This window comes from Stenotrophomonas maltophilia (assembly GCF_013464485.1).
Classification (GTDB): Bacteria; Pseudomonadota; Gammaproteobacteria; order Xanthomonadales; family Xanthomonadaceae; genus Stenotrophomonas; species Stenotrophomonas maltophilia_AW.
This window is the reverse complement of record NZ_RAUX01000027.1, coordinates 29,658-45,511: the sequence shown is the minus strand read 5'-3', so window position 1 is coordinate 45,511 and position 15,854 is coordinate 29,658. Positions and strand designations below refer to the sequence as shown.

Genomic DNA, 15,854 nt, shown 5'->3' with positions numbered 1-15,854 from the left:
CCCCCCCCCCCCCCCCCCCACTACCGGAATACGACCGTGCGGTGCCCGTTGAGCAGGATGCGGTGCTCCACGTGCCGGCGCACGGCGCGGGCCAGCACCTGCGACTCGGTATCGCTGCCCAGCCGCACCAGTTCGCGCGGTGCCATCGCGTGGTCCACACGGGCCACGTCCTGTTCGATGATCGGGCCTTCGTCCAGATCCTCGGTGACGTAGTGCGCGGTGGCACCAATGATCTTGACCCCGCGTGCGTGCGCCTGGTGGTACGGCTGCGCGCCCTTGAAGCTGGGCAGGAAGCCGTGGTGGATGTTGATTGCCCGGCCGGCCAGCACGCGGCACAGCGTGGGTGACAGGATCTGCATGTAGCGTGCCAGCACCACCAGGTCGATGCGCTCGCGCTCGACCAGGTCGATGATCTGCTGTTCCTGCACGGCACGCGTTTCCGCGTTCACCGGCAGATGATGGAACGGCACCTGGTAGGACGCGGCCAGCGGCGCGAAGTCGGCGTGGTTGGACGCCACCGCGGCGATGTCCACCTTCAGCTGGCCACTGTGGGCGCGGAACAGCAGATCGTTGAGGCAGTGGCCCTGCTTGCTGACCAGCACCAGCAGGCGCGCGCGGCGGCGGCCATCGTGCAGCTGCCAGTCCATGCCGAAGCCTTCGGCGAGCGCAGCCATGCTCGTGTGCACGGTCTCCAGCGGCAGGCTGGCGTCGCGGTCGAAGTGCACGCGCAGGAAGAAGCGGCCGCTCTCCTCGTCACCGAACTGCTGGGCGTCGAGAATGTTGCAGCCGTGGTCGAACAGCAGGCCGGACACGCGGTAGACGATGCCGGTACGGTCGGGACAGGAGAGGGTGAGAATGGAATCGGGGCGCATCGTCCGAGTGTAGGGCAGCGGCCTGCCCTCAGGATCGATGGTCACCGATGCAACCGACCTGCTTGGTTCAGTCCCAAGCGATACTTGGGTGTCCCCGTGGCAAGCTGGTTGGTCATGAACCTGTTGCAACTGATCCGCAGCTTCACCCGTACCGCAGAGACCGGCAGCATTGCCGCCGCGGCCCGCATCCTTGGCATCAGCGCCACCGCAGTCGGCCAGAACATCAACCGGCTGGAGGCCCATCTGGGCGTACGATTGCTGAACCGGAGCACGCGCCAGCTGGCCCTCAGCGAGGCCGGTGCGCTGTACCTGTCCCAGGTGCGCCACATCGAAGCCGACCTGGCGCGTGCGCAGGCCATGGTCACCGCCGGCGACATCGAACCGGCCGGGCCACTGCGCATTGCCAGCAGCAGCGCGTTCGGTCGTCATGTGCTGGCACCGTTGCTGCCTTCACTGCAGCAGCGCTATCCACAGCTGCAGCTGGAGCTGCGCCTGACCGACCGCGCCGTGCAGCATGGGCCGGAAGCGGTGGATGCCAGCATCCGCATCGGTGCGCAGCTGGAAGATGGCGTGGTCGCGCGGCAACTGGCGCGCGTACCGTTCGTGTTCTGTGCCTCGCCGGCCTATCTGAAAGCGCACGGCACCCCGCAGCAACCCTCCGACCTGGGCAGCCATCGTGGTCTGCTGCACCGCTTCCCCACCGATGGCCGACCATTGCGCTGGGGCCTGCTGAAGGACGGTCAGCGCGTGGACGCCGCGCTGCCACCGAGCATGGTCTGCGATGACATCGATGCGCTGGCGACGCTTGCCGCGACCGGTGCCGGCATCACCCGGCTGGCCGCATTCGTGGCCGAGCCGTACCTGCGCGATGGCCGCCTGCAGGCCGTATTCGACGCCGACACTGCGTGGCGCCCGGAACCGATGGAGGTCTACTTCTGCGTCAGCGACCGCCGCGACTTCACCGCCAAGATCCGCGCGCTGTTCGAACACCTGCAGGCCGGCATGGCGCCGGCCTGGCGGGTGTGAGCCTCAGCGCGCCTTGAACACGCCGCGCGCATCGCGCGGCTCGCAGCGCAGGTACTGCGGCGCCGGTTCCACGCTGTCGCGCAATGCAGCAGCAGCGTGCCACGGCCAGCGCGGGTCGTAGAGGATGCCGCGAGCCAGGGCCACGGCATCGGCGTGGCGATGGCGCAGGATCGATTCGGCCTGCTCCGGTTCGGTGATCATGCCCACGGCGATGACCGGCATGCGCACCTTGGCCTTGATCGCCGCCGCGAACGGCACCTGGTAACCCGGGCCGACGGTGATCTTCTGGCGCTCGTCCAGGCCACCACTGGAAACGTGCAGGAAGTTGCAGCCACGCGCGTCCATCACCTGCGCCAGCGCTTCACTCTGCACCAGGTCCCAGCCACCGTCGACCCAGTCGCTGGCGGAAATACGCACGCCCACCGCGACCTTGTCGGACACTGCCGCACGCACGGCGTCGAACACTTCCACCAGCAGGCGCAGGCGGTTCGGTAGCGAGCCACCGTAGCCATCGGTGCGGCGGTTGCTCAGCGGCGACAGGAACTGGTGCAGCAGGTAGCCGTGGGCGGCATGCAGCTCGATCAGCTCGAAGCCCAGCCGCTCGGCGCGCGCCGCACTGGCGGCGAAGGCGGCGATGACCTCGGCGATACCGGCCTCGTCCAGTTCCTGCGGTGCCGGATCGCCGGCATGGAACGGCAGCGGCGACGGTGCCACGGTGGCCCAGCCACGCGCATCATCGGCTGGCAGCTGGCCACCGCCGTCCCAGGGGCGCCTCACCGACGCCTTGCGACCGGCGTGGCCGAGCTGGATGCCCAGCGGCATCGGTGACCAGCGGCGGACGCCGGCCAGCACCTGTGCCAGTGCCGCTTCGGTGCCGTCATCCCACAGGCCCAGGTCAGCCCAGCTGATGCGGCCACGCGGCTCGACCGCTGTGGCTTCCAGGATCAGCAGGCCGGCACCGGACTGCGCCAGGTTGCCCAGGTGCATGGCATGCCAGTCACTGGCGCGGCCGTCTTCGGCGGAGTACTGGCACATCGGCGCGATGACGATGCGGTTGGACAGGGTCAGGGGGCCGAACGAAATCGGCGAAAACAGCTGGCTCAAGACGGTGATGGACGACGAAGGGGGTGCGTATTGCACCGCCGCACGGCCTGCGAATCAACCGTCTGGATGGATCGCTGTTTCGCGGGGGCGGGTGGTCGGTAGAGTCGACTGTCAGTCGACTGCTTTTCCAACGGTCGGCGAAAGGCCCGTGCTGCGCGCGATAGCCGACTGACAGTCGGCTCTACCCGGCCGGCGGTTCGACAACCGCCGCCAACGCCTCGGCGCAGTCCCGCTCATCCTTGAACTGCAGCAGGTCATCGGCACGGGTGCGGCCGCGGTTCAGCGCCGCCACCGGCAGCCCCGCCTTGGCCGCCGCCTGCACGAAGCGGAAGCCGGAATAGACCATCAGCGACGAACCCACCACCAGCACGGCGTCAGCTTGCTGCAGGTGCTCATGCACCGCCGCCACGCGCTCGCGCGGCACGTTTTCGCCGAAGAACACCACGTCCGGCTTCAGCAGGCCGCCGCAGTACAGGCAATCGGGGACCACGAACGCGGAGAAATCGGTCTCCAGATCGGCATCACCATCGGGCGCGATGCCGGCCTCCAGGGCATCCCAGCCGGGATTGGCGTCCAGCAGGCGCTGCTGGAAGTCCTCGCGGCCGCTACGGCGCTCGCAGCCCATGCAGCGCACAAGGTCCAGGCGGCCATGCAGGTCGATCACGTTGCGACTGCCGGCCCGCTGGTGCAGGCCGTCCACGTTCTGGGTCAGCAGCACCTGCAGCTTGCCGTGGCTTTCCAGCGCGGCCAGCGCCTGGTGGGTGCCGTTGGGCCGGGCCAGGCCGAAGCGCGGCCAGCCCAGCAGACTGCGCGCCCAGTAGCGCTGGCGGGTGGCCGCTTCGCCCATGAAGGCCTGGTAGGTCACCGGCGGCGTGCGTTTCCACTGGCCGTCGGCATCCCGGTAATCGGGAATGCCCGAGGCGGTGCTGCAGCCGGCGCCGGTCAGCACGAACAGGCGCTGGGCACGGTCGATGAAGTCGGTCAGTGGCAGGGTCATGGCTGCCAGATGGGGGCGCGGTGGCGCCCCCGCAAGCACCGGTTCAGCCGGCGTACTCAGGCCGCCGGCAGCGGAGGCACCGCGATCGGGTGGCCTTCCTCGTCCAGCGCGATCATCACGAAGTGGCCGCGGGTGCACAGCTTGCGCTCGCCGCTGTGCAGGTCTTCGGCGACCAGTTCCACCTCCACCTTCATCGAGCTGCGGCCGACTTCGACGATGCGGCCGATGGTTTCCACCATCTGGCCGATGCGGATCGGCAGCTTGAAGTCGACCTGGTCGCTGCGCGCGGTCACCACGGTGCGGCGCGAGTAACGGGCGGCGGCCAGGAATGCGGCCTTGTCCATCCACGCCAGCGCCTGGCCACCGAACAGGGTGCCAAGGTGGTTGGTGTGGTTGGGAAAGACGATTTCGGCCATGCGCACTTCGGTGGGCGGCACGGTCTCGGGGATGGGGGTCATGGGGGGGCTTCGGTGTGGGGTGCTGCGGATTCTAAGCGACCGGCGTGATGGCCATCGGAATGCACGTGCAACGGTCACCCGGCAGCGGTGCCTGCGCAGGCCGCGCCTGCGGCAGGCGTTACACTGCGCCACGCCCACTGCCAGGACCGCCCATGCCCGCCACTTCTGACCTGCTGGCCTTCGCGCTGGTTTCACTGGCCATGGTGCTCACGCCCGGGCCGAACATGATCTACCTGATCTCACGCTCGATCTGCCAGGGGCCGATGGCAGGCCTGATCTCGCTGGGCGGGGTGGCGCTGGGCTTCGTGTTCTACATGCTGTGTGCGGCACTGGGCATCACCGCCCTGCTGATGACCGTGCCGTTCGCCTACGACGCGCTGCGCATCGGCGGCGCGCTGTACCTGCTGTACCTGGCCTGGCAGGCGCTCAAGCCCGGTGGCCGCTCGCCGTTCGCGGTGCGCGAACTGCCGCAGGACAGCCCGCGCAAGCTGTTCACGATGGGGTTCCTGACCAACCTGCTGAACCCGAAAGTGGCGGTGATGTACCTGTCGCTGCTGCCGCAGTTCCTGCATCCGGACGGCGAGGGCAGTGTGCTGATGCAGTCGATCGTGCTGGGCTCCACCCAGATCGCGGTGAGTGTGACCGTGAACGGCATGATTGCGCTGACCGCTGGCAGCATCGCCGGTTTCCTGGCCGCGCGCCCGACCTGGCAGGTGGTGCAGCGCTGGCTGATGGGCACGGTGCTGGCCGGGCTGGCGGTACGCATAGCGGTGGAAGGGCGACGCTGATTGTAGAGTCGAGCTTGCTCGACCGCTTTGCGCGAACGGCAGTCGAGCAAGCTCGACTCTACAAAGGCCCGCGTGCAGCATGACGGCCGGTAGCACCAGGCAGGCTCCGCCGGGCATGGCCCGGCGCTACCAACAAAAAACCCCGGCGTTGGCCGGGGTTTTTCGTTGCGACAGATCTGACCGGTTCGATCAGAAGTTCATGTCGAAGGCGACTTCGCCCTGCACGCCCACCTGGTAGGCCGAGACGCGGCGTTCGAAGAAGTTGGTCAGTTCCTGCACGTCCTGCAGCTCCATGAACGGCAGCGGGTTGCGCACGTTGTACTTCTTTTCCATGCCCAGCTTGGCGAAATGCTGGTCGGCGCAGTGCTGCAGGTACTGGCGCATGTCGCGGGTGGAGATGCCCGCCACGCCGCCGGACAGCACGTCCTCGGCGAACTGCACTTCGCATTCGATGGCTTCGGCCAGCATGTCGTAGACCTGCTGCTTCATTTCATCGTCGAACAGGTCCGGCTCTTCCTCGCGGACAACACGCACCGACTCGAACGCGAACTCCATGTGCGCGCTCTCGTCGCGGAACACCCAGTTGGTGCCCGAGGCCAGGCCCGGCAGCAGGCCGCGCGAACGGAAGTAGTACACGTAGGCGAACGCGGCGAAGAAGAACAGGCCTTCGATGCAGGCGGCGAAGCAGATCTGGTTGAGCAGGAACTGGCGACGCTCGGCACGGGTCTCGATGCGCTTCAGGTCCTGGATCGAGTCGATCCACTTGAAGCAGAAATCGGCCTTCTTCTTGATCGAGTCGATGTTCTCCACCGCAGCGAAGGCTTTGACGCGCTCCTCCGGGTCCGGCAGGTAGTTGTCGAGCAGGGTCAGGTAGAACTGCACGTGCAGCGCTTCTTCATACAGCTGGCGCGACAGGTACATGCGCGCTTCCGGCGCATTGAGGTGCTGGTACAGGTTCAGCACCAGGTTGTTGGACACGATCGAATCACCGGTGGCGAAGAACGCGACCAGGCGATGGATCAGGTGACGCTCACCCGGCGACATCTTGCTGTGCAGATCGGTGATATCGATCTGGAAGTTGATCTCTTCCACCGTCCAGGTGTTCTTGATCGCGTTCCGGTACATGTCATAGAACTGCGGGTAGCGCATCGGACGCAGGGTCAGTTCAAAACCGGGATCGAGCAGCATCTGCTTGGGCTTGTCGGCCATGGGTGTTTCCTTGAATTCCTGGGTGAGACGCCGGGCATGGCCCGGCGCTACCGTGGGTGTTTTTCCGCAGCCGAGCATGGCTCGGCTCTACTGGTGCGAGGTGCCGGCGGGGCCGGCACAGCGCGTTTTACTGGCAGGCCTCGCAGGCTTCCGGGTTTTCCAGCGAGCAGGCGATGGCTTCGTCCGGGCTGAACACCTTGGCCGGGGCTGCGGTGCTCACCGTGGTCTTGGCGATCTTGGTGGCCGGGCGCGAGCGCAGGTAGTAGGTGGTCTTGATGCCCTGCTTCCAGGCGTACATATACATGGAGGACATCGCGCCGATGTTCGGGCTTTCCATGAACAGGTTGAGCGAGGCCGACTGGTCGATGAAGGCACCACGCTCGGCGGCCATGTCGATCAGCGAACGCATCGGCAGTTCCCACGCGGTGCGGTAGACCTCGCGCAGCGTTTCCGGAATCTGCGCCACACCGGCGATGGAACCTTCGGCCAGCTTGATGGCATCGCGCATGTCGGCGGTCCACAGGCCCAGCTTCTTCAGCTCGTTCACCAGGTAACGGTTGACCTGCAGGAAGTCACCGGACAGGGTCTCGCGCTTGAACAGGTTGGACACCTGCGGCTCGACGCACTCGTAGCAGCCGGCGATCGAGGCGATGGTCGCGGTCGGGGCAATCGCGATCATCAGCGAGTTGCGCAGGCCGTGTTCCTTGATGCGCTCACGCAGGGCATCCCAGCGTGCGGTGTCTTCCGGCACCACGTTCCAGGCGTCGAACTGCAGTTCGCCGCTGGCGGCACGGGTGTCGTTGAACGACGGGTGCTTGCCGCGTTCCTGGGCCAGTTCGGCCGAGGTTTCCAGGGCGTGGAAGTAGATCGTTTCGGCGATCTTCTTCGACAGGGCGCGGGCTTCGGCGCTGTCGAACGGCAGGCGCTTGCGGAAGAACACGTCCTGCAGGCCCATGCAGCCCAGGCCGACCGGACGCCAGCGCAGGTTGGCGCGGCGGGCGGTTTCGATCGGGTAGAAGTTCAGGTCGATGACGCGGTCGAGCTGGCGCACGGCCAGGCGCACGGTCTCGGCCAGCTTCTCGAAGTCGAACTCGTTGTGCTCGTCGATGTGGTTGCCCAGGTTGATCGAACCCAGGTTGCACACTGCGGTTTCATCGTTGGAAGTGACTTCCAGGATTTCGGTGCACAGGTTGGACAGGTGGATCACGTTGCCCGGACGCAGGGTCTGATTGCTGGCGCGGTTGCACTTGTCCTTGAAGGTCATCCAGCCGTTGCCGGTCTCGGCCAGCGTACGCATCATGCGGGCGTACAGCTTGCGCGCGGAGATGGTGCGGTTGGCCTTGCCCTGGGCTTCGGCCTGCAGGTAGGCGGCCTCGAAGGCTTCGCCGAACAGGTCGGTGAACTCCGGCACGACGCGCGGATCGAACAGCGACCATTCCTGGTCGGCTTCGACGCGCTTCATGAACAGGTCCGGCACCCAGTTGGCCAGGTTCAGGTTGTGCGCACGGCGGGCTTCGTCACCGGTGTTGTCACGCAGCTCGAGGAAGTCCTCGATGTCGGCATGCCAGGTTTCCAGGTACACGCAGGCTGCGCCCTTGCGCTTGCCACCCTGGTTCACTGCGGCCACGGACGAGTCCATGGTCTTCAGCCACGGCACGATGCCGTTGGAATGGCCGTTGGTCGACTTGATCAGCGAACCACGCGAACGCACGCGGGTGTAGCTGACGCCGATGCCGCCGGAGAACTTCGACAGCTGGGCGATGTCGCCGTACTTGGAATAGATCGACTCCAGCGAATCCTGCGGCGAGTCCAGCAGGAAGCACGAGGACAGCTGCTCGTGGGTGGTGCCGGAGTTGAACAGAGTCGGGCTGGACGGCAGGTAGTCCAGGTTGCCCATGCGCTTGTACAGCGCCAGGGTCTCGGACACGTCCTCGCTCAGCGCGCTGGCGATGCGCAGGAAGAACTGCTGCGGGGTCTCGATCACCTTGCGGGTGTGCGGGTGGCGCAGCAGGTAACGGTCGTACAGGGTACGCAGGCCGAAGTAATCGAAGTTCAGGTCCAGCGAGATGTCGATGGCATCGTTGAGCTTGCGCGCGTTGGTCTGCACGAAGTTCAGCAGGCGGTCGTTGATCAGGCCGACTTCATGGCCACGGCTGACCGACTGCGAGAAAGCGTAGATTTCCTGGCCCGAGACTTCCTTGGCGATGTAGTTGGCCAGCAGGCGCGCAGCAAGGCGGCCGTACTCAGGCTCTTCACCGATCAGCAGGGCGGCGGTGCGGATGGACAGTTCGTCCAGCTCGCGGGTTGTGGCGCCGTTGTACAGGCCGGAAATGGTGCGGGTGGCCACGCGCATCGGATCGACGGCGTGCAGGCCTTCGGAGGAACGCTGCACCGCGCGCACGATCTTGTTCAGGTCCACCAGTTCGGTCGTGCCATTGCGCTTGGTCACACTCATCGCGTTGGCCGTCGGCGGCGACGTCAACAGGAATTCGCTTTCCTTCTCGATGGTGGCGCTGGATTCGGTGGTCACGGCGTGTGTCCTCTTGGCGTGATTGGTGGGTGCTCGATGCATCGGGTGACGCAGCCCGGGACATGACAGCCCAGGATGGCAGGACGGCGTCGCAGGGGATGAGACCCTGCGCCTGCCACTGCCGTTGACGATCGCGGATGGGTACCCCGGGCACCCCTGGAATTGGGGTTGCTGCGACCGACGGCCACAAGATAGTGGGGGTGATGGGGTCCGTCAACGCCAAATGTAGTGAAATTCGGCAACCCCTTGCGCCGCAAGGATCGTGCCATCGGCGCCCGGATCAGACGCTTCAGACCTGCCGGAACGGGCTGCGCAGTCAAGCCCGAAAGGCGTCATTGCGGTGGTACAACGCACCGCGAAAACGGAACAATGACAGCTTCACATGACAGTGATGAAACTGGCTAGGGACAACCCTGTGGATAGGTGGTGGGCAGCCGGTGGGAAAGCCGGTATGGCCGGTTCGATTGCCATCGGGCAGTGACTTCCGGCCGGTGACGTCACCGTGCGGGCGCGGGATGCTGGGGCCCTGCACTGACCGGAAAGGATTCCACCATGCGCCTGCCCCTGCCCGCCCTGGCCCTGCTGGCCTGCCTGGCCACCGCCCCGGTGCTGGCCGGCGACGCCCCGAAGCTGCGCTCGGACCAGTGCGGCATCCGCACCGACTACGACGTGCTGGTGGACAGCGGCGGCATCTGGCTGCGGCATGGTCCGCAGGCGCCGCACGAGGTAGTGTTCCACGATGGCGTGCTGAGCCTGGACGACACGGTCGTGCCGGTCAGCGAGGCCGACGCCGCCCGCCTGCGGCAGATGGAGGCCGGGGCGCGGCAGCTGATGCCGGCGGCCACGGCGCTGGCCCAGGAAGTGAGCGGACTGAGTTTCGACGTGCTCGACGGGGTCTATGAGAGCCTCACCGGCACCGCCAACAGCCGCAAGGTCCGGCGCCTGCGCCGGCAGGCCGATGACTGGATCGGCGGCACGCTGGGCAAGGGCTACTGGGAACAGGCGGTGTTCGGGCCGGGCTTCGAGGCCAAGGTGCAGGACATGGCCGAGTCGCTGTCCGCGTCCATCGCCCGCAGCATGCTGTGGCAGATGGTCACCGGCCGCAGCGACGCGATGGAGGAGCGCGCCGACCGCCTGGATGCGCAGATGGAACGGCAGCTGGAGGGTCGCGCCGAGCGCATCGAGGCCCGCGCGCAGGCGCTGTGCCCGCTGGTGGCCGCCGTGGCCGAGGCCCACGACGCGCTGGAGGTGCGCTACCAGGGGCAGCCGCTGCGGCTGATCCAGCGCAGTGAGGGCGTGCAGGTGGCGGCCAGCGTGCGCGAGCAGCCGCAGGATGATGCGGTGGCGCCGAGCCGGTAAGCGCGCCGTGGATGCCGGCCAGCGGCCGGCACTACCGGGACGATAGCGGGGTAGTGCCGGCCGCTGGCCGGCAACGCATTCCCGCACTCCCCTCACGCCCGGTGCGGGGTGCCTAGGTATTCAGCGCTCTGCATCTCGATCAGGCGCGAGGCGGTGCGCTCGAACGCGCCCTGCAGGCGCTGGCCGGTGTACAGCTCGATCGGCGAGGTGCTTGCGGTGCACACCAGGTTGACGTGGCGGTCGTACAACTCATCGATCAGGTTGACGAAGCGGCGCGCGGCGTCTTCGTTCAGGCGATCGAATGCCGGAATGCCGCCCAGCAGCACCGTGTTGAACTCGTGCGCGATCTCGATGTAATCCGATGGGCCGCGTGGGCCTTCGCACAGCGCGGCGAAATCGAACCAGGCAATGCTCTTGCCACGGGCCCGCACCGGAATCTTGCGGCCCTCGATCTCGATGTTGCCGGCCTTGGCCGCCTGCCCACCGCTCAGCTCGCCCCAGCGGCTGCCCAGCCACTCATCGCTGTCAGCCGCCAGCGGCGCGCGGTACACCGGCGAGCGGGTCAGCGCGCGCATGCGGTAATCCTCGGTGCCTTCGGCGTACAGCTCGACGCAGAAGCGCTGCAGCAGGCCGATGGCCGGCAGGAAGCTCTCGCGCTGCAGGCCGTTGAGGTACAGGTTCTCCACCGCCGTGTTGGAGGTGGTGACCAGGGTCACGCCCTCGGCGAACAGGCGCTCCAGCAACCGCGCCAGCAGCATGGCATCGCCGATGTCGGTAACGAAGAACTCGTCCAGCACCAGCACGCGCAGGTTGCTGCGCCATTCCTGGGCGATCTTCGCCAGCGGGTCGCTCTGTCCCTGGTGCTCGCGCAGGCGCTCGTGCACGCTGCGCATGAAGCGGTGGAAGTGCGTGCGGTACTTCTGCTTGATCGGCAGGCCGTCGTAGAACAGGTCGACCAGGAAGGTCTTGCCGCGACCGACGCCGCCCCAGAAGTACAGGCCCTTGACCGGATCGGGCTTCTTCCAGAACGAGGACAGGCGGTCCAGCCAGCCGTCTTCGGCGCTGTCCACCAGACCCAGGTGGATGCGGTCCAGCTCGGCCAGTGCTGCATGCTGTGCCGGGTCGTTCTGCCAATCACCACGGGCAACCCCTTCCGCGTACCGCTGCGACGGGGTCAACTCGGTTGCACTCATGCCGCCGCGCCCAGCCAGTGCTTCACGCCGTGGGTCAGCGCGCCGCGCAGGTCGATCAGCTTGCGGTGGAAGAAGTGGCTGGTCTCGGGCATGCGCACCAGTTCATGCGGGAAATCCAGCGTGTCCAGCCACTGGTAGACGGCCTGCGGGTCGACGATCTCGTCCTGCTCGCCCTGGATCACCAGCCAGCGTGCCGGCGGTGCGATGCCATCGAAATCCCAGCGGCCGGCCGGCGGCGCGATCGAGATCAGCGCTTCGGGCTGCAGCGCGGCAGCGGCCTTCAACGAAACGAACGAACCGAAACTGAAACCGGCCAGCCACAGGCGGTCGTCGGGGCGCTGGCTCTGCACCCAGGCGGCGACGGCCTTCAGGTCGTCCTGCTCGCCCACGCCGTGGTCGAACTCACCGGCCGAACCACCGACGCTGCGGAAGTTGAAGCGCACTGTGGCGATGCCCAGCTCGCGCAGGGTGGTGGCGGTCATGGTGACCACCTTGTTGTGCAGGGTGCCGCCTTCGGTGGACAACGGGTGGCAGATGATGGCCACGATCGGCTGCACCGGCACATCGGCCTTGGGCAGGTCGACGACCACTTCCAGCGGGCCGGCCGGGCCGTCCAGTTCGAGGCAGGCGGTTTCGCCGGGGGCGACGGGGAACGAGGGCTTGTGCATGGCACCATGATACCGTCCCCCGCCCCTGCCCTGTGCCCGCCCCATGCTCTACCTGTCTTTGGCCGTGATCTGCAGCGTGCTGGTTTCGGTGTTGCTGAAGCTGGCCAACCGCCGCCAGCTGGATGTCGCGCAGATGGTCACCTGGAACTATCTGGTGGCCGCGGCAATGACGGCGGTGGTGCTGCAGCCGCCGCTGGATGCACTGCGCGCGCCGCATGCGCCGTGGCTGTCATTGCTTGCGCTGGCGGTGGTGCTGCCGTCGATCTTCCTGGTGCTGGGCCGCGCGGTGGCGGTGGCCGGCATCGTCCGCAGCGACGTGGCGCAGCGGCTGTCGCTGTTGCTGTCATTGACCGCCGCCTTCCTGTTCTTCGGCCAGACCGCCACGCCGTGGAAGCTGGCTGGGCTCGGCCTGGGCCTGCTGGCGATGGTGGCCATCAGCCTGCGCCCACGCGGACCGGCGGTGGCGTCCTCATCCGGTGGCTGGGGCTGGCTGCTGGGCGTCTGGGCCGGGTTCGCGGTGGTCGACGTGCTGCTCAAGCAGGTGGCGCTGTCGGGCACGCCGTCGATGGCGGCGGTGCTGGCCAGCTTCAGTGTGGCCTTCGTGCTGATGCTGGCGCTGCAGCTATGGCGGCATTTCAGTGGCCGCAGCCTGCTGGCCTGGCGCAACCTCGGCGCGGGTGCACTGCTGGGCCTGCTCAATGGCGGCAACATTCTCTTCTATGTGCACGCGCATCAGTCGATGCCGGACAGCCCGGCCACCGTGTTCGCCGGCATGAACATCGGCGTGGTGGTGCTGGGCGCGCTGGTGGGCGTGTTCGCCTTCGGCGAGGCGACCACGAAGTGGAACCGCGCCGGACTGGCGCTGGCGGTGCTGGCGATCGGGTTGATCGCCTGGGGTTGAGGTATCGGTTGTACCGGGCCATCCCCGGCAAGTCGTTTCCGCAACTCCGGAGAGGTGTCACTTTCTTTGCGCGCAAAGAAAGTAACCAAAGAAACGCTCCGCCAATCGCGAGCCGGCGCTGTGCACCGGTACCCTGCGCTTCTCGGTGAATCAGGGGACGGCGCCGAACTCGCTGCGCTCAGACATCGGCGCCTCTTCGCCCCTGATTCACCTGCGATGCTCGGCTCGCTTGAAGGCGGACTGGAAGATCAAAAGCAACAGCAGGATCAGTGACGCCCCATGTGTGCGCCACACCCAAGCGGATGCCCAGCCGCAGGATTATTTATCGAAGCCCAGCAGCAGCGGGTCGTGGTCGGAACTGCGCCACGGGCCCTGCACGTTGCGGCTCTGGTAGCCGCTGGCGTCCTGTTCGTCGGCGTTGCTGTGCCATTCGGCGGCGCCGGCCAGGCGCTTGGCCATGCTGGCGCTCAGCAGCGCGTGGTCGAGGCGGCCGGTATAGCCGTTGTACACGTAGCTGTAGGGGTGCTCCACCTTGGCCACCTTGAATGCATCCTGCCAGCCCAGGTCATGCAGGGTGCGAACGGGGTCTTCCATTGCGTAGGCGTTGAAGTCGCCCAGCAGCACGATGTCCTTGACCTTCAGGCGCGCGGCTTCGGCATTCACCCATTGGTTGAGCTGGCGCGCCGATTCCACGCGGGTGGCGTTCCAGCAGCCCTGGCCATCGTTCTGGTCGGTATCGGCACCGCTGGCATCGCGGCAGCCCTTCGACTTGAAGTGGTTGGCCACCACCATGAACGGCTGTCCCTTGCCCTGGAAGGCCTGGGCCAGCGGCGCGCGACTGTGTTCGGCGAACGGACCATCCAGACGGGTCAGTGGCCGGCCCAATGGCTTGAACGACCCGCGCTTGTAGATGATGCCGACCCGGATGGGATTCGTGCCCGGACCTTCACCTGGATCAACCGCCACCCATTCGTCGTTCGGGTCGGTGCGCGGCAGTGCATTGAGCGCCGCCAGAAGTTCGGCAATGGCCGACTGCGGACCGTAGCCGTCATTCTCCAGTTCCATCAGTGCGGCGATGTCGGTATCGAGGGCGCTGATGGTGGCGACCAGCTTGGCCACCTGCGCCTTGTGCTCGTCCAGCGTGCGCGCACCGCGCGGGGTCGGGAAACCGCCGCCCTGGCCGTCACCGTTGAAGTAGTTTTCCAGATTGAATGCGGCGATCTGCAGGGTGCCCGGCACCGTCGGCACCGGCGGGCGCTGCAGCTCCGGCAGCTTCAGCGCCCCCTCCACCTTCAGGGTCGGGCGGCCCTGCGCATCTACGCGCACGGTGCCTTCGACATTGCGCAGCTGCATCCCGGTGCGCAGCACCGGGTTGCCCGGCAGGTAGGGCACGCTGCCCGGGTCACGTGCCTCGCTGCCATCGTCCAGCAGCAAACGGCGACGCTGGTTGTCAGCCATCACCTGCTCGTAGCCGGCAGTCCCTGGAGCGGCTACTTCGGTGGGCTGCCAGAGGCGGCCATCAAAGGACACGGTGAGCTGGCCGAACCGCTCCAGGCCATCGGTGCCGGCCAGGGTGAGCGGGGCAGCGATGCGCACGCGCTGGCCATCCAGCGCACGCCAGTCCGAGGGCGCGGCGGTCAGCACCACGGTGGCACTGCCGCGCGCGGTCGGCGTTACCGGGGCCGGTGCGGCCTGCGGCTGGGCCTGGGCGAAGGCGATGGCCGGCAACAGCAGGGACAGGGCAAGGGCAAGGGAGCGGCGGCGCATCGACGGGCGATTCCAGGGAAGAGGGGGCACAGACTAACCCCGAAATGCGAAACCCCGCTTGCGCAGCGGGGTTTTGGCCGTGGTGGGCAAAACCCCGGGCGATGACCGGGGCACCGGGGGCGACCGGGGCGACCGGGGCGACCGGGGCGACCGGGGCGACCGACGGGTAGAGTCGACTGTCAGTCGACTATCGCGCGCAGCGCGGGCTTTTCGGTGCCCTTGGGAAGAGCAGTCGACTAACAGTCGACTCTACCGTTCGCCCGATCTACCGTTCGCCCCAACGACCGTCCGGTGGTTCGGGCGTTCGCCGGCTACTTCAGGTTGCCCAGCATCCAGTCCACGGTGGCGTGGATCTGTTCCTCGGTCAGGGCCGGGTTGCCGCCCTTGGGCGGCATGATGCCGCCGTCCGGGCCGGTGTAGCCCTCGATGGCGTGCTTGTAGAGGGTGTCCTTGCCCTGTGCGATGCGCTTGTCCCAGTGCGAATGGTCCAGCGTCGGCGCCATGCCCACACCGGTGGTGTGGCAGGCGGTGCACAGGTTGTCGAAGATGACCTTGCCGTCCTTGGTGCCGCCGTAGGCGACCTGCGACGCGGCCTTGGCCAGCGCGGCGGCCTTGGCTGCGGCCTGCGCGGCGGCGCCGGTGCTGCCGGCATAGACCGCGCCGGTGGGCGAAATGCGCTGTTCGGTGCGCTTGGCCGCGGTCGGCGACACCTCGGGTGGGATCCGGGTGTGGATGTAAGCAGCAAGAAGAATGAGGCCGAGGGTGATGGTCGCCAGCAGCGCGATCACCATGGAGAAGCGTTTCAGGAACTCCAGATCGTAATTCCGCACTCTTCGTTACCCCTGGCTGATAGTCGTTGGACCACGGCTGAGCGACTGCGTGATGGACCGAGTATAGAACGCGCCTTGCGTGCGACAACAGGCGTCACTGCTGGTGCGGCGCAACATGCCTACTCGGTAGTGCCGGCCGCWGGCCGGCATCG

14 protein-coding genes are annotated in these 15,854 nt (G+C 67.0%); 4 read left to right on the top strand and 10 right to left on the bottom strand.

Annotated elements, in window-relative coordinates:
* Positions 1-20: 20 nt before the first annotated feature.
* On the bottom strand, positions 21-872 hold the full coding sequence (purU, locus tag D7Y61_RS12185) for a formyltetrahydrofolate deformylase (protein WP_180866457.1): 852 nt from the start codon (positions 870-872) through the stop codon (positions 21-23).
* Between the two features lie 114 nt (positions 873-986).
* Here purU and D7Y61_RS12180 point away from each other — a divergent pair, with 114 nt between their 5' ends.
* Entirely contained in the window at positions 987-1,898 is a 912-nt protein-coding gene (locus D7Y61_RS12180) for a LysR family transcriptional regulator (RefSeq protein WP_180866456.1), read from the top strand.
* Positions 1,899-1,901: 3 nt separating this feature from the next.
* On the opposite strand, the gene D7Y61_RS12175 is transcribed toward D7Y61_RS12180, so the two are convergent.
* The 3 genes from D7Y61_RS12175 to D7Y61_RS12165 all read right to left on the bottom strand — a co-directional run bounded on the left by D7Y61_RS12175 (position 1,902) and on the right by D7Y61_RS12165 (position 4,457).
* Positions 1,902-3,002, bottom strand: coding sequence for an NADH:flavin oxidoreductase/NADH oxidase (locus D7Y61_RS12175; protein ID WP_180866455.1), 1,101 nt, complete (start codon positions 3,000-3,002; stop codon positions 1,902-1,904).
* Positions 3,003-3,183: 181 nt separating this feature from the next.
* Complete coding sequence (locus D7Y61_RS12170; protein ID WP_180866454.1) at positions 3,184-3,999, bottom strand: NAD-dependent protein deacetylase; 816 nt, start codon at positions 3,997-3,999, stop codon at positions 3,184-3,186.
* 56 nt (positions 4,000-4,055) lie between these two features.
* Complete coding sequence (locus D7Y61_RS12165) at positions 4,056-4,457, bottom strand: acyl-CoA thioesterase (protein ID WP_004153688.1); 402 nt, start codon at positions 4,455-4,457, stop codon at positions 4,056-4,058.
* Positions 4,458-4,609: 152 nt separating this feature from the next.
* Between D7Y61_RS12165 and D7Y61_RS12160 the strand changes: the two genes are divergently transcribed.
* Positions 4,610-5,245 (top strand): LysE family translocator, encoded by a 636-nt coding sequence (locus D7Y61_RS12160; RefSeq protein WP_180866453.1) that lies wholly within the window; start codon positions 4,610-4,612, stop codon positions 5,243-5,245.
* Positions 5,246-5,434: 189 nt separating this feature from the next.
* On the opposite strand, the gene D7Y61_RS12155 is transcribed toward D7Y61_RS12160, so the two are convergent.
* Positions 5,435-6,454, bottom strand: a complete 1,020-nt coding sequence (locus D7Y61_RS12155; RefSeq protein WP_008264781.1) for a ribonucleotide-diphosphate reductase subunit beta — start codon at positions 6,452-6,454, stop codon at positions 5,435-5,437.
* A 127-nt stretch (positions 6,455-6,581) separates the two neighbouring features.
* A complete protein-coding gene (locus D7Y61_RS12150) occupies positions 6,582-8,984 on the bottom strand; it encodes a ribonucleoside-diphosphate reductase subunit alpha (protein ID WP_180866452.1) in 2,403 nt (800 codons plus the stop codon).
* 552 nt (positions 8,985-9,536) lie between these two features.
* Between D7Y61_RS12150 and D7Y61_RS12145 the strand changes: the two genes are divergently transcribed.
* Entirely contained in the window at positions 9,537-10,343 is an 807-nt protein-coding gene (locus D7Y61_RS12145; protein ID WP_180866451.1) for a DUF2884 family protein, read from the top strand.
* Positions 10,344-10,435: 92 nt separating this feature from the next.
* Here the strand turns inward: D7Y61_RS12145 and zapE are convergent, their stop codons facing one another.
* Positions 10,436-11,536, bottom strand: a complete 1,101-nt coding sequence (gene zapE, locus D7Y61_RS12140) for a cell division protein ZapE (RefSeq protein WP_180866450.1) — start codon at positions 11,534-11,536, stop codon at positions 10,436-10,438.
* The gene (locus D7Y61_RS12135; protein ID WP_180866449.1) at positions 11,533-12,204 is read right to left on the bottom strand and encodes an alpha/beta hydrolase; all 672 of its coding nucleotides are present in this window, start codon (positions 12,202-12,204) and stop codon (positions 11,533-11,535) included. The genes zapE and D7Y61_RS12135 overlap by 4 nt, the downstream gene beginning before the upstream one ends.
* Positions 12,205-12,247: 43 nt before the next feature.
* Between D7Y61_RS12135 and D7Y61_RS12130 the strand changes: the two genes are divergently transcribed.
* Entirely contained in the window at positions 12,248-13,105 is an 858-nt protein-coding gene (locus D7Y61_RS12130) for an EamA family transporter (protein WP_180866448.1), read from the top strand.
* Between the two features lie 318 nt (positions 13,106-13,423).
* Here the strand turns inward: D7Y61_RS12130 and D7Y61_RS12125 are convergent, their stop codons facing one another.
* Positions 13,424-14,872, bottom strand: a complete 1,449-nt coding sequence (locus D7Y61_RS12125) for an ExeM/NucH family extracellular endonuclease (protein WP_180866447.1) — start codon at positions 14,870-14,872, stop codon at positions 13,424-13,426.
* A 311-nt stretch (positions 14,873-15,183) separates the two neighbouring features.
* A complete protein-coding gene (locus tag D7Y61_RS12120) occupies positions 15,184-15,702 on the bottom strand; it encodes a c-type cytochrome (RefSeq protein WP_005407662.1) in 519 nt (172 codons plus the stop codon).
* Between the last annotated feature and the right edge of the window lie 152 nt (positions 15,703-15,854).

Excerpts from the sequence above, each read along its gene's own strand:
- D7Y61_RS12160 (WP_180866453.1), top strand. The coding sequence starts at position 4,610 with ATGCCCGCCACTTCTGACCTGCTGGCCTTCGCGCTGGTTTCACTGGCC.
- D7Y61_RS12145 (WP_180866451.1), top strand. The coding sequence starts at position 9,537 with ATGCGCCTGCCCCTGCCCGCCCTGGCCCTGCTGGCCTGCCTGGCCACC.
- D7Y61_RS12165 (WP_004153688.1), bottom strand. The coding sequence starts at position 4,457 with ATGACCCCCATCCCCGAGACCGTGCCGCCCACCGAAGTGCGCATGGCC.
- D7Y61_RS12170 (WP_180866454.1), bottom strand. The coding sequence starts at position 3,999 with ATGACCCTGCCACTGACCGACTTCATCGACCGTGCCCAGCGCCTGTTC.
- D7Y61_RS12155 (WP_008264781.1), bottom strand. The coding sequence starts at position 6,454 with ATGGCCGACAAGCCCAAGCAGATGCTGCTCGATCCCGGTTTTGAACTG.
- D7Y61_RS12180 (WP_180866456.1), top strand. The coding sequence starts at position 987 with ATGAACCTGTTGCAACTGATCCGCAGCTTCACCCGTACCGCAGAGACC.
- zapE (WP_180866450.1), bottom strand. The coding sequence starts at position 11,536 with ATGAGTGCAACCGAGTTGACCCCGTCGCAGCGGTACGCGGAAGGGGTT.
- D7Y61_RS12130 (WP_180866448.1), top strand. The coding sequence starts at position 12,248 with ATGCTCTACCTGTCTTTGGCCGTGATCTGCAGCGTGCTGGTTTCGGTG.
- D7Y61_RS12125 (WP_180866447.1), bottom strand. The coding sequence starts at position 14,872 with ATGCGCCGCCGCTCCCTTGCCCTTGCCCTGTCCCTGCTGTTGCCGGCC.
- purU (WP_180866457.1), bottom strand. The coding sequence starts at position 872 with ATGCGCCCCGATTCCATTCTCACCCTCTCCTGTCCCGACCGTACCGGC.
- D7Y61_RS12135 (WP_180866449.1), bottom strand. The coding sequence starts at position 12,204 with ATGCACAAGCCCTCGTTCCCCGTCGCCCCCGGCGAAACCGCCTGCCTC.